Below are 12,968 nucleotides of genomic sequence, written 5' to 3' on the forward strand. Positions count from 1 at the left end.
AAGTGTGACACAGCCGGCTCAGGGCCGTTCCACAGGGGCTGGAGGATCGGCCACCGCCTGGCCGTTGCCTAGCATCCACAGCATGATGGTCTTCTGCCTTACGTAGTTGGCACGCACATAGGCATAGACCAGGCCGTGCCAGCCGTCGCGGAAGCCGCCGCGGAACAGGAAGCCGCGCCAGAACCGCCATGCCGGCGCCAGCACCAGCTTGCCCAGCGTGGCGCGCTTGCCACGCGCGAACTCGTGCTCGGCCATCATCCGCGCATACTTCTCGGTCTTGGCCAGCTGCTGCTGCAACGATCGATAGGGATAGTGGATGAGATCGCCGCGCAGGGTGCCGACGCTGCCATCGACGCTGGCCGCCTCGTGGATCTCGCGCTTGCCGCGCCAGCCGCCCTGGCGGCGGTCGAACAGGCGCATCACCCGGTCCGGGTAGGCATTGCCGTGGCGCAGGAACCTGCCAAAGTACTCAGACAGGCGGGCGAAGCGGTAGCCGGCGTGGCCGGCGAAGCCGCCGTCACGGGCCTGTTCGATGGCCGCACGCAGCTCGGGGCTGATGCGCTCGTCGGCATCCAGGCACAGTACCCAGTCGTGGCTGGCCTGCTCGACGCAGAACGCCTTCTGGCTGCGGAAACCCTCGAACCGACGCTGCAGCACGCGGGCACCGGCAGCCTCGGCGATGGCCACGGTCGCATCGGTGGACTGCGAGTCCACCACCACGATCTCATCGCAGAAGGCCAGCGAGGCCAGGCAGTCGCCGATGCGCCCGGCCTCGTTGAACGCGATAATGCACGCCGAGATGCGAGGCCGTTCGATGGGAGCGGTCGTGGAGGACATGATGGCCGGGTACCTGTTGTTTGCGACGGAGCGCTATGCGCTGCCTATTCTCGCCCCGTTGGCGCGGGCGTTGCACGCGTCCGGGCAGGAGGTTGCGGCCTGGTTCGAAGGCGGCGCGGCCGGCAGCAGCCTGCCGGGGGTGGCCAACGTCGGCCTGAAACAGGCCCTGGCAATGCGCCCGCGGGCGGTGTTCAGCGCGGCCAACTGGGTGCCGACCTTCCTTTCGGGGGCCAAGGTGCAGCTGTTCCATGGCTTCAATGTGGAAAAGCGCGACAGCGCGCGCGGCCACTTCCGGGTGCGCGGCATGTTCGACCTGTACTGCACGCAGGGGCCGGCCACCACGACACCGTTCCGCGAGATCGCGGCCCAGCAGGGCCATTTCGCGGTGGCCGAGACCGGCTGGCCGAAGCTGGACCCGCTGTTCCGCGATGACGGTGGCGAGAGCGCCGCACTGCGCGCGCCGGCCGGCGATCGCCCGGTGATCCTGTTTGGTTCCACCTTCACCGAGCGGCTGAGTGCGGCACCGCACCTGCATGCGCAGATCGCCGCCGATATCGCTGCCGGTGGGCGCTACTGGCTGCTGACCCTGCATCCCAAATGTCCGCCGGAATTGTTCGAGCGCTACCGCGCGCTGGCCGGTGCCAATGCCCGCTTCATCGAGCCGGAGCAGGTGATGGCCGCGCAGCGCGCCGCCGATGTGCTGGTGTCGGACACCTCGTCGATCGTTTCGGAGTTCATCGTCCAGCACAAGCCGGTGGTGACCTTCCGCAACCGCGTGCCGAAGCCGCACATGATTGATTTCGACGACCCGGCACAGCTGCCGGCGATGCTGCAGCGCGCGCTGCATCCGGATGCAGCGCTGCAGGCGGAAATCGTGCGTTACGCCGATGCCATCCATCCGTACCGCGACGGCCTGTCCAGCGAGCGGGTAATCGCGGCCACCGAGGATTTCCTGTCCGGTGAAATGGGTGCGCTGCGCCGCAAGCCTCTCGGCAGCTGGGTGCGCGATCTGCAGATCCGAAGGGACCTGGGCTATTGGGGCCCCTCGCAGCGATGATGCCTCGCTGACCCTGCTCGCGGTCGTGCCGGCCGCTGGCCGGCAAACCGGGGGATGTGCAGTTGCCGGCCAGCGGCCGGCACGACCTGATTCAGGCCGGGATCCGACCCCGCATCACCAGCGCAGTTTGCGCCGCGCCAGCGCGGCCGCCAGTTGATCCATCGCCTGCTGTGCCTGTGCCTGCGGCAGATGGTGCAGGGTGAGTGCCACGTCGCCATGCGCACCGGCGGTATCCAGTTGCAGGCTGCTGGTGCCCAGCACCTTGTCCAGCGGTGAACGCTGCAGGCGCAGGCCCTGCACCTTGTCCAGCTCGGCCCAGCGCCACCAGCGTTTCCACCAGCCGCCGCGCACGGCCACATAGTGCTCGTCCAGATACCAGCCCATGCGTGCCATCTGCCGGTGTGCGACCAACAACGCGACCGGCAGCCAGGCCAGCACGACCAGGCCCCATGGGCCCCAGCGCCAGTACGCGGCGGCGGCCAGCAGCGGCACCAGCAGTAGCGCGCCCAGGCACAGCCGCCACCAGCCACGTTGCGGGATGGACTGCCATTGCGCCGGTGGCCAGTGCAGCTGGGGGAGCAGGTGCTGCACCAGTTGCGTGCAATGCTCGCGGGTTGCCAGCGGCGCCAGTTCGCGCAGGGCGCGGTCCTCGTCACGCGAAGGGCCACCGGCGGCACTGTCGATGCGCAGCTGGCGCAGCCCGAACCAGCGCTGCAGGGTGCCTTCGCGCAGCGTCCAGGCCTGGATGCGGCGACGTGCCACGCTGCTGCGGGTGCGGCTGAGCATCCCGGCCGACACCGTCAGGCGGCGGTCCTGCTCGACGAGGGTGAAGCCGTGGTAACGCAACAGGGTCAGCACCACTGACAGCACGCGCAGCGCCAGCCAGCCCAGCAGCAGGGCCGCCGCCGCCAGCAGCAACGCGCCGGTCACGCCGGGATGCAGGTGGCTGGCATAGCCGAAGGCCTCGCGGCCGCCGCGCTGGATGGCATCGTCCATCACCGGCCGCGGCACTGTCTGGAACAGGACGCCGAACGCGGCCACCGCCAGTGCCCAGCCGCGGTTGGAGAGCAGTCCCATGCGCACCACGTCCCAGCTGGACAGTCGCAGCAGTACGCGTTCGCTGTCGACGTCGACAATGGGCGGCGCATCGACGGCGTCGTTGGCCTGCGGCGCCTGCCCGCGCTGGCGGACCAGCCGTTCCAGCGCCAGTGCCTGGTCCAGCTTCAGCACCCGCATCTCCGCTTCAGGGCGCACACCGCCGGCCGATTCCAGGCGCAGCTCGGCCACGCCGAACAGGCGGTGCAGCGGGTTCTGCCGCACTTCCACGTTGTGGATGCGGGCGAACGGGATCTCGCGGCGGTTGCGCGCCAACAGACCACTGCGCACGGTGATCGCATCGCTGCCGATGCGGTAGCGGTAGCTGAGGTACTGCATCACCGACACCAGGACCAGGGCGGCAATTGCCGTCAGCGGAATCAGCTGCGCCCACATCGGATCGCGGTCGCCGCGCTGGCCGAACACCAGCAGCGCGACCAGTGGCAGGAAGTAGTGGCGCAGCTGCATCAGCAGCACGAACAGCCACGACCACGGGTGCAGGCGGTGGTCCTCGGTACCGGCGGGCGGCGGTGCAGGCAGGGGCGGCGGCAGGCTCACAGGGCGTCGGCGTCCTGGTCGAGCTGGTGGGACAGGGTGTCGCGCAGGCGCTCGGCGTCGGCCTGGTCCAGGCCGCTCACGGTCACCGCGCTCATGCGGGTGCCGGCGGTGTGCACGATCAGCGTGGCCAGGCCGGCACGGCGCTCCAGCGGGCCCCGGCGCAGATCGAGATGCTGCACCCGCGAGAGCGGGATGCGCGTCTCCAGCTGCCACATGAGGTCGCGGCGCAGGCCCAGGCCCTGTGCGTCCAGTCGCCAACGGGTGCGGACCAGGCGTCGACGGCCCAGCCACGCACCAAAAGCCACACCCATCAGCAGCCCGGCTGCAGCGGTCCAAAGGCCACCGGGCAGATCGAAGAACCACGCCGCTGCCGCCAGTGGCAGGCCCGGGACGAACAGGCCGCCAAAGGCACCTTCCAGTGCGGCCAGGCGGGCTGCACGTTGCGGCAGTGACTGCCAGTCGGTGGCGGGTGGTGCGGGAATCGTGGCGTCGGTCACGCGGGCTCCGTCAGGCAGCAGGGCGGGCGGTAGCGGCCGTGGCCGCACCGCGCAGACGGTAGCAGGTCGGCTACGTTACTGGGCAGCCTGGATCAGCGCATCGACATCCAGCAGGTGGCCGGCACGGTCGGCCTTGGTGCGCAGGTAGTTCTCGTTCTCGGCAGTGATCTCGCCGGTGACCGGAATGCAGTCCAGCACTTCGATGCCGGCATTGCGCAGGCGCTGTGCCTTGGTCGGGTTGTTGCTGAGCAGCGCCACGCGCGAAATGCCCAGGCCACGCAGCATCGCCACCGCGCTGCCGTAGCGCCGCTCGTCGGCACCGAAGCCCAGCTGCGCATCGGCGTCGATGGTATCCAGGCCGTCGTGCTGGTAGCCATAGGCGCGCATCTTGGCGGCGATGCCGGTGCCGCGGCCTTCCTGGTCCAGGTACAGCAGCACGCCACCGCCCAGGTCCTTCAGCTTGCGCAGGCCACGCCGCAGCTGGTCGCCGCAGTCGCACTTGAGTGAACCGAACAGATCGCCGGTCAGGCACGAAGAATGCACGCGTACCGGCACCACTGCCGACAGGTCCGGCTCGCCGACGATGATCGCGACCTGGTCGCGCTGCGCCACGCCGCCGCGGAAGACTGCAAAGGTGGTCATGCCGACGTCGCGCAGCGGAACCGGCGAACGCGCCACCAGTTCGTAGTCGTGGGCCGCATGTGCCGCGCCTTCGGCCAGGTCGCACAGGGCCACCTCGGCCGCACCGTCGAAAGTGTGGTCATCGACGTCCAGGCGCACCGCGACCATCGCTGGCAGCAGCAGACCCAGGCGGGCAAGCTCCACCGCGCCGGCATCGAAGGCGTCGCCGGCGCTCCAGCTTTCGGGCATCGGCCCGGGTTCGCGCAGGTAGCCCAGCGAGGGCAGGGCCTCGAAGGCCACGCCGCTCAGCGGCAGGCGCGCGCCCTGTGGTGCCTCCACGCCGAGCACGCGGGCGCGGGTGGCGGTCAGGAAAAGGTAATGGCGCTCGCGGGCGGCAGCGGCGAAGGCGGCGAAGCTGCTGGTCGTGGCGCTGTCCAGCGCGATCACCGCCAGGCGCTGGCCCTGGCCATCGTGGAGCAGCACCGGACGACCGGCGCGCAGTTCGGCCACCGCGCGTTCGCAGCGGATCGCGGCCGGATCGCCGAACAGGGAAGAAGCAGCAGGCATGGCAGGACCGGGGGAGGCGGACATCGCAGTCTCTATGGGGGCGCCGGCGTCGTATTCAACGTGGTGCGGCCAGTGGTCGCAGGCGGCCGTCAGTGGGGGTGTTCCTCAGTTGCGTACGGGTCTTCCTCGCTACTGCCCGGTGGCCGCAGCGTATAGCGCTTGTAGGTCCACTGGTACTGCGCCGGGTCGCGGCGGGCGATGCGTTCGATACCGGCGTTGAGGGCGGTGGCCGCCACCAGCGGGTCCGGATCGGCCACGGCCGGGTCGGTCGGCTCGATGTGCAGCGCGAACTCCATGTCCGGCCCGATGCGTTCGCACCAGCCATAGAGCACGGTGGCACCCGTGCGTTCGGCCAGCCGGTTGACCAGGGTCATGGTCAGCGCCTGCACGCCGAAGAACGGCACGAACACGCCATCGCCGGCCTTGGGCTGCTGGTCGGGCAGGATGCCGGTGGCGCCGCCGTCCTTGAGCACCTTGAACAGCTGGCGCACGGCCGGGCCTTCGGCGCGCACCTGCTGTACGTTCTGGCCGCCGCGCACCAGCTGCAGGAAGGCATCGCTGGCCTCGTCCTCCGGCGGCTTGTAGACGATGGCGATCTGCCCGCGCGAGGCCAGCCACTGGTTCAGCAGCTCCCAGTTGCCGAAGTGCGGCGCGGCCACGATCACGCCCTTGCCGCTGGCCAGGGCGGCGTCGTACAGGGCCTCGCCATGGCGCTGCTTCAGGTGCAGGCGCAGGTTGTCGGCCGGCGCCTGGCTCCACAGCCGCAGGGTTTCGATGGCCTGCAGCGCGGTGGAGCGCAGCAGATCACGGTGCAGGCGGTCGCGCGCGGCGCCATCCAGCTCCGGGTAGGCCAGTTCCAGGTTGCGCCGGGTGACGCGGCTCTCACGGGCATTGAGGGCGATCCACGCCCACGCCAGGGCGCGCGCGAACGCCCGCAGCAGCGGCCAGGGCAGGCGGGCGAACAGGGTGGTGGCGCGGTAGACCAGCCGGGCTTTGCGTTGCGGATTCATCGGCGCCAGTTTAGCCAAGGGCGCTGCTATCGTGGCCGGCCCTGTTCATTGGAAGCCCACGATGCTCGTCCTGATCCAGCGTGTCAGCCAGGCCGCCGTCCATGTCGACGATGAGGCCGTGGGGCAGATCGGCCCTGGCCTGTTGGCCCTGGTCGGCATGGAGCCGGGCGATACCGAGGCCCAGTTGCGGCGGATGGCCGAGCGCCTGCTGGGCTACCGGGTATTCGCCGACGAGGCCGGGAAGATGAACCGCTCGCTGCGCGATACCGGCGGCGGCCTGCTGCTGGTCAGCCAGTTCACCCTGGCCGCCGACACCCGTTCGGGCATGCGGCCGAGCTTCACCACGGCCGCGCCGCCGGAAGAGGCTGAACGCGGGTTCAACCGTTTTGTTGAGATCTGTCGTGAAAATCACGCGCCAGGGGTGGAAACGGGCCGATTTGGTGCCCATATGGTCGTCAGCCTGGTCAATGATGGTCCCGTGACCTTCCTTCTCCGGCCCTGAGCCTGCGGGACCACCGCCCGGCAGGCAGGGCCCCGGGCTGGTATAATGCTACGTTCCCTATTTCTCCCTGCCGGTGGCGCGAGCACTACATGGCCAACGAACGTCCTGCCCAATCCGAAATCAAGCAACTGATCAGCAAGGGCCTGGAACAGGGCTACCTGACCTACGCCGAAGTCAATGACCATCTGCCGGACGACATGGTCGACCCGGAACAGATCGAAGACATCATCGGCATGATCAACGGCATGGGCATCGATGTCCATGAAGTTGCGCCGGATGTGGAAACCCTGCTTCTCAACGATGGCAACACCGGCAACCGCGAAGTCGATGACACCGCGGCTGAAGAAGCTGCCGCCGCGCTGAGCGCGCTCGACACCGAAGGTGGCCGTACCACCGACCCGGTGCGCATGTACATGCGCGAAATGGGCACCGTCGAGCTGCTGACCCGCGAAGGCGAAATCGCTATCGCCAAGCGCATCGAGGAAGGCCTTTCGCAGGTCCAGGCGGCCCTGGGCCAGTTCCCGGTTTCGGTCGAGTCGCTGCTGAACGACTACGAAGCCCACAAGGAAGGCAAGAAGCGCCTGGCCGAAGTGATCGTCGGCTTCAACGACCTGGTCGACGAAGAGCCGGCGCCGCCGGCGGTCGCTGCCGATGACAGCGCCGATGCGGACGCCGAAGGCGACGAGGACGAGGACGACGATGTCGACGGTGGCGATGAAGAAGCCGCACCGACCGGTCCGGATCCGGAGGAAGTCGCCGCGCGCATGCAGGCGCTGAGCGATGCCTTCAACGCCTTCAAGAAGGCCGCGACCAAGGGCGACAAGAAGAACCTGCCGCGCCTGCGCGAAGAAATGTCGGCGGTGTTCGTCACCCTGAAGCTGCCGCTGCCGCTGACCGACGTGCTGACCAAGCAGCTGCGCGACACCATGGCGTCGATCAAGGCCCATGAGCGCCGCGTGCTGAACCTGGCGACCGTTACCGCCCGCATGCCGCGCAAGGACTTCATCCGTTCCTGGGAAGGCAACCAGACCAACCTGGAGTGGGTGGAAGACGCACTGAAGCGCAAGCAGAAGTGGTCCTCGGCGCTGCGCGAAGTGAAGGACCAGATCATTGCCGAACAGCAGGCGACGATCGACATCGAGACGCTGACCCAGCTGGACCTGGAAGAGCTGAAGGAAATCAGCCGTGCCATGGCCTACGGTGAAGCCAAGGCGCGCAAGGCCAAGAAGGAAATGGTCGAGGCCAACCTGCGCCTGGTCATCTCCATCGCCAAGAAGTACACCAACCGTGGCCTGCAGTTCCTCGACCTGATCCAGGAAGGCAACATCGGCCTGATGAAGGCCGTGGACAAGTTCGAGTACCGCCGCGGTTACAAGTTCTCGACCTACGCCACCTGGTGGATCCGCCAGGCGATCACCCGCTCGATCGCCGACCAGGCACGCACCATCCGTATTCCGGTGCACATGATCGAGACGATCAACAAGTTGAACCGCATTTCCCGCCAGATGCTCCAGCAGTACGGCCGCGAGGCTACGCCGGAGGAGCTGGCCAAGGAAATGGACATGCCGGAAGACAAGATCCGCAAGGTGATGAAGATCGCCAAGGAGCCGATCTCGATGGAAACCCCGATCGGCGACGACGAGGATTCCCATCTGGGCGACTTCATCGAGGACACCAACGTGGAGTCCCCGATCGAGAACACCACCAACATCAATCTGTCTGAAACCGTGCGCGACGTGCTGGCCGGCCTCACCCCGAGGGAAGCCAAGGTGCTGCGCATGCGCTTCGGCATCGACATGAACACCGACCACACGCTGGAAGAGGTCGGCAAGCAGTTCGACGTTACCCGCGAGCGCATCCGCCAGATCGAAGCGAAGGCCCTGCGCAAGCTGCGTCACCCGAGCCGCTCGGAGCAGCTGCGCAGCTTCCTGGATATCGATTGATTTCCAGCGGCTGTTGAAGCGTTGAGAGAAACCCCGCCTGGTGCGGGGTTTTTCTTTTTGGGGGGTGTGTGCTTTCTGTAGAGTCGAGCCAGCTGCTGTTTGCGATGACGTATCCAGCAGGTCTTCTCAACGGCTGCGCGTTTGCGCCGCTACTGCATTGGGAAGATGTGATGCGCGACGAGCGCGAGGATTCACTGGGATTTGCCCGAAGAGCGACGCTGGCATTGCTGACGCAGTCTGGTGCTGGATTATTTGCTGGCTTCGGCGGCGGACAACCAGAAGGGGCTGGAAGAGACCAGGAGGACTGTGGCGCTGTTCCACGCGCACCTGCGGCGGCAGGTCTGGTTTGCGGACGTGGCGGAGAAGCGGTTGGGGCATGTGGCTGAGGCTCTTGCTGCTGCCGGGTAGCCGATCGAGCGCGGCCTCCACTACACTGTGAGGCTGCGCCGGGCCTATAGCTCAACGGTTAGAGCAGGGGACTCATAATCCCTTGGTTCCAGGTTCGAATCCTGGTGGGCCCACCAACCGACCTCGCTTGACCGGTTGCATGTGGGCGGAAGCACAAGTTGGCCGGTTTGAGGCCTCTCGAAGCTGGCCGCCCTAGACGATTCAACGACTTATGGACCGTAAAAGGCAATTTTGCCGGCTGCGGCCAACTTGTGCTGAAGTCTCTGAGTATCGGCTAGGCGACAACTGCGCCCGAAGGGTTCCAAGTGATGGTGGTGCCTATTGGTCGGCTTATCGCCAGGTCCAAGTGTGCTGCACCTAATGACGCTTGATCGCATACGCGCGCACCCCATCGGCTTGGTATTCCCTTTCGGCCTAAGATCGAGTCCAGCGGGGAGGCACGTAAGGCAACCTTCGTTGCGCGATCAGCGCTCAAAGTCGGCTTTCGGCCAAAAGCGGACATCCAACTCTGGAATTAGTCCGACTGGCGAAGCAAGCTCGGCTTGACTGAACTATCACGGGCAACCTGCGATCCGAAACCGGCAGAGAGCAACCCAACGTCGGTAGACATGCAGATGCCATTACCTCCGGATAGTGGCCATACACCCAAGATGGTGCCTTGCTGCGCGAGCTCTGTTTGGACAATGACGATAGGCTGCTCAGAGCCATCGTCTAGTATCTGAACTGCGCAGCATGGAAGGCTCATTAGAGCTGGAGTGGGACCACCCTGCTCATAGAAGATGATCGAGCCGGCCGCAACATCAACCTCGGTTCACATGCGGTATCTTGAGGGGATATGCCGCGTCTCCAGCGGTATCAATCGTGAGCTCGAGACTCCCTTGTGTGTCGAGAAAAGGCCCGCAACAACCTGTTAAGCAGGCCTAGTCCGCTACCCGTTTGGAGTTCGAAATGAAATGTGTTCTAGATAGGGGGGATTCGTAAAAATCCTCATCGAGAAAACGAAGGAGTCGCCGCAGCTCCTTTTGTGTGTCAGGAAGCTGGATCTTGCCATCGGCTGTTAGGGTGATATCAACCTTGAAAGTCTTTGCTGTGTCCGCCAGAACTTGAGGGGAGTGTCGGCTCAGCACGCCCGACTGCAGAATCAGCCCAATCTTACCTCTAACGATGTTGTTGGCGGACTCCTCGAAAGCCGCGGGGTCATCGCTATGAAGCGCTTCGTGCTGTGCAAACTGCATAACCTCAGCCGCAGTCGCCTCGCGGAAAAAGTCGGAAAGCGCAAACACCCGGCGTACGAAGTGGAAGCTCTGGAAGGTTAGAAGTCTGCCTTCGAGAACGGCAAGCAGTTTCGTATCTAATACAATGCCATTGGACTCAATCCGGTTGAACGTGTTTCCGGAAAGGAATAGCGTTGACCCCTTGTCGATCACCCGGCGTCGCTCAAATAGCTGAATAAGGACTCGCCCTGGCTGACTGGGATCGCCTGCGAACAGAGCCTTGATGTCACCGAGGTTGTGACGATTATGGTCAAATTGGTCGACACCAAGTGGACTCGCCACTGCGTCGGCCAGCCCGTCGATGTCGACAAAATCTTCGATAAAAAGAAGCTCGTCCGGATCGGGACGGTACCTGCCGTCGAACCTCACTCGATCGGTAATTCCTTCATTAAAGCTTGCAAGTTGCTGTGCAAAGACACCCTGAAGTGAACTCTGCACGGCACTGTTGAGCGGCAGTCTTAGGATGCGGCTATTGGCGGCATCGGTGAGGGCAAACAGGTTCATGAGGTCCTTCTCCTAGCTTTTTGCTTCAAGAATTCCGTAGTCGCTGAGCTGCACTACAGTCGTAATCTTGCTTACGGAGGTAATTTTGGTCTTTGTAATGAGAAGAAAAGTAACCTTTTCCTTCGTCTCCACTTCGTAGAAGCGATATCCCAGTAGGCCGAGTACTGGGTTGACCTGCAGTGAGTTAGTGCTCCACAGCACGAACAAAAGCATCCCGGCGGCCAAGGTCCACTCACCAAGTGATGCGGAAGCCTGCCCACGGAATACCAAAGGCAGCGCGTACGCAACAAAGAATCCAATCACCTCCTTATCTGCGCTTTTGGCCTTCTCCACCTTGATCGGAAGGCGCTCTAGATGAACTTGGCACCTGTGGATAATGGCGACACAGGAGAGGCCAAGTAAAAGGCAGCCCAGCATCGCCAGCGAAGCAAGCTGGACATTGTTGGCTCGAGTCGCAAAGGAAAAGGCCAGCGACACGAATATCGGGGATATCGCCGTCAGTGCGAGCAATAGTCGCATCAGCCTACTAAGCATCGGAACCCACCTCTTTCATCAAATGTAAACGGGCCGTGAATTATTGGCAAGGCCCGAAGTAGCTGATTGTGCGGCCTCTCCGTCTCAATGGCTAAGAAAGGTAGGCTTCGGACACCGCTAGATGTCATTGTTGTGGGCAGCCGGCAGACGTGCCTGGCTGCTTTCGATTCGCCACTGGAGGAAAGATGCCCAACGCTGTCGAATTTTTGGAAATCGGATCTGTCCGAACCACAAACGTCCTTTACTTTACCGGGGGTCTGCGTGCAGTTGAGACGGCTGACCGTGGCTTGGCTCTGCTACCTCTTCGCGGAGAGGGAGAGCTGGTTACCCTTTACGATTTAACTTGGCCTGCATTACATACCTTGGCACGGGAGTGTGGTAGCAGATTCGTCGGATATAACCAGGAATTTGATGGGAAAGGAGTGTCCGAGGCGTTCTGGAATCCCGGTATTGGTCGGCTTTCCAAAGGCCTCTTCGCGGCAGATCTTTGGGGGGCCATCTCAAGCAACTCCGATGCCTCAGGAGATGCAGATTACGCCCGTGCGGCGAGGAGCGTCAGCACATCATTGACTAGCGCGGGACATCGCATGCGGGACCTGTCAGTTCATCATCACCAGCAGCTGTGCTGGGCGGTTGCAGATAGGGAGCCAGAATCCAGCTTTTCCAACTTACCGCTGAGTGACATCTATCGTGACTTTCAGGCCGTAGCGACAGACCTATGTAGTGCGAGGGACTACCTTGCAAAGGTGGCTAGCTTCCATTTGGGCCTTAATGAATCTGCAGACAGCATGGCGCGGTTGGAGGGCGCAGTTGGTAGGAAGGTTGACAAACTTCTGGATCCGATAGCGCGACATCTCTTTGCCAACTGGGGCACAAAGACTGATCCCAAGTGGCTGCGTGAGCTTGGAGACATGCGAAACAAACTCGTTCATCGGCTGCCGATGGCCGTGGATCCCCACACGCGCTTGCTGAGGCTTCATTCCCATTCGACCTCGAGAGGCATGGTCGAGACGATTCGATTGAGTGCATCGCGGCATGAGCACGGCAAACCGGCCGGGAGGGCAGATCCGTTCGTACTCTTCTCAGAGATGTATGACCGGGTGGAGCGGCTTTGTAGCGTGACGGCCTGGCTTCGCTAAACATCCAGGGGACCTTCCGACGTTTCAGGCGGGAGGCTAGCCCAAGGGCGGGCGTCTAGCCACGACGAACACTGACTACCCGTGTTAGTCACAGCCAAGTTCAAGTGCATTGGATATTGCGGAGGACTGATCTGGCCCCCCGTCAGCGGACGCCAAGAAGCGATACTTTGATCGCACTTGGAGGTCCCTTATGTCCCGTATCACCCGTCGTAGCTACACCGATGAGTTCAAGCACCAAGCCGTCGAGTTGGCCGAGTCGCTCGGGCCTGCCGCAGCGGCCCGTCAGTTGGAGATGTCGGTCAAGACGCTGGCAAACTGGCTTGACGCGGTCCGTGCTGGCCGGTCGTTGACCTCTGAGGCTCGCAGGCCAGCCACCGACCTGGAAAGCGAGATCAGCCGCCTTCGGGCCGAGAACGCCAATC

At 64.1% G+C, this 12,968-nt stretch carries 11 protein-coding genes and 1 tRNA gene; 5 read left to right on the plus strand and 7 right to left on the minus strand.

Annotated features, from left to right (window positions below):
• Positions 1-18 precede the first annotated feature (18 nt).
• Complete coding sequence (locus tag JLDANKMP_RS20880; RefSeq protein WP_005414597.1) at positions 19-837, minus strand: glycosyltransferase family 2 protein; 819 nt, start codon at positions 835-837, stop codon at positions 19-21.
• On the opposite strand from JLDANKMP_RS20880, the gene JLDANKMP_RS20885 reads away from it, so the two are divergent.
• Entirely contained in the window at positions 836-1,894 is a 1,059-nt protein-coding gene (locus JLDANKMP_RS20885; protein WP_212562012.1) for a CDP-glycerol glycerophosphotransferase family protein, read from the plus strand. The two genes, JLDANKMP_RS20880 and JLDANKMP_RS20885, sit on opposite strands and share 2 nt — an antisense overlap.
• A gap of 114 nt (positions 1,895-2,008) precedes the next feature.
• Here the strand turns inward: JLDANKMP_RS20885 and JLDANKMP_RS20890 are convergent, their stop codons facing one another.
• From JLDANKMP_RS20890 to JLDANKMP_RS20905, 4 genes are all read right to left on the minus strand, one after another.
• Positions 2,009-3,547 (minus strand): PH domain-containing protein, encoded by a 1,539-nt coding sequence (locus JLDANKMP_RS20890; protein ID WP_212562013.1) that lies wholly within the window; start codon positions 3,545-3,547, stop codon positions 2,009-2,011.
• Positions 3,544-4,044 (minus strand): PH domain-containing protein, encoded by a 501-nt coding sequence (locus JLDANKMP_RS20895; protein ID WP_005414594.1) that lies wholly within the window; start codon positions 4,042-4,044, stop codon positions 3,544-3,546. Before JLDANKMP_RS20895 ends, JLDANKMP_RS20890 begins: the two co-directional genes overlap by 4 nt.
• 75 nt (positions 4,045-4,119) lie before the next feature.
• The gene (ribA, locus tag JLDANKMP_RS20900; protein WP_033834003.1) at positions 4,120-5,256 is read right to left on the minus strand and encodes a GTP cyclohydrolase II RibA; all 1,137 of its coding nucleotides are present in this window, start codon (positions 5,254-5,256) and stop codon (positions 4,120-4,122) included.
• A 65-nt stretch (positions 5,257-5,321) separates the two neighbouring features.
• Positions 5,322-6,242 carry a lauroyl acyltransferase gene (locus JLDANKMP_RS20905; protein WP_005411181.1) on the minus strand — a complete coding sequence of 307 codons (921 nt, stop codon included), beginning with the start codon at positions 6,240-6,242 and terminating at the stop codon, positions 5,322-5,324.
• 61 nt (positions 6,243-6,303) lie between these two features.
• Here JLDANKMP_RS20905 and dtd point away from each other — a divergent pair, with 61 nt between their 5' ends.
• From dtd to JLDANKMP_RS20920, 3 genes are all read left to right on the plus strand, one after another.
• The gene (gene dtd / locus JLDANKMP_RS20910; protein WP_005411180.1) at positions 6,304-6,744 is read left to right on the plus strand and encodes a D-aminoacyl-tRNA deacylase; all 441 of its coding nucleotides are present in this window, start codon (positions 6,304-6,306) and stop codon (positions 6,742-6,744) included.
• Positions 6,745-6,833: 89 nt separating this feature from the next.
• Entirely contained in the window at positions 6,834-8,687 is a 1,854-nt protein-coding gene (gene rpoD, locus JLDANKMP_RS20915) for an RNA polymerase sigma factor RpoD (RefSeq protein WP_005411179.1), read from the plus strand.
• A 448-nt stretch (positions 8,688-9,135) separates the two neighbouring features.
• Positions 9,136-9,211, plus strand: a tRNA-Ile gene (locus JLDANKMP_RS20920).
• A gap of 804 nt (positions 9,212-10,015) precedes the next feature.
• On the opposite strand, the gene JLDANKMP_RS20925 is transcribed toward JLDANKMP_RS20920, so the two are convergent.
• Together JLDANKMP_RS20925 and JLDANKMP_RS20930 are read right to left on the minus strand one after the other, a co-directional pair.
• Positions 10,016-10,873 (minus strand): Kiwa anti-phage protein KwaB-like domain-containing protein, encoded by an 858-nt coding sequence (locus tag JLDANKMP_RS20925; protein ID WP_212562014.1) that lies wholly within the window; start codon positions 10,871-10,873, stop codon positions 10,016-10,018.
• A gap of 12 nt (positions 10,874-10,885) precedes the next feature.
• Positions 10,886-11,392 (minus strand): hypothetical protein, encoded by a 507-nt coding sequence (locus JLDANKMP_RS20930; RefSeq protein WP_212562015.1) that lies wholly within the window; start codon positions 11,390-11,392, stop codon positions 10,886-10,888.
• 1,344 nt (positions 11,393-12,736) lie between these two features.
• Here JLDANKMP_RS20930 and JLDANKMP_RS20935 point away from each other — a divergent pair.
• Positions 12,737-12,968 (plus strand): transposase (locus JLDANKMP_RS20935; RefSeq protein ID WP_212562016.1); only part of this gene is annotated, 232 nt, incomplete at its 3' end.

Origin of the sequence: Stenotrophomonas sp. PE591, from assembly GCF_018320795.1 — a bacterium.
GTDB classification, from domain to species: Bacteria; Pseudomonadota; Gammaproteobacteria; order Xanthomonadales; family Xanthomonadaceae; genus Stenotrophomonas; species Stenotrophomonas maltophilia.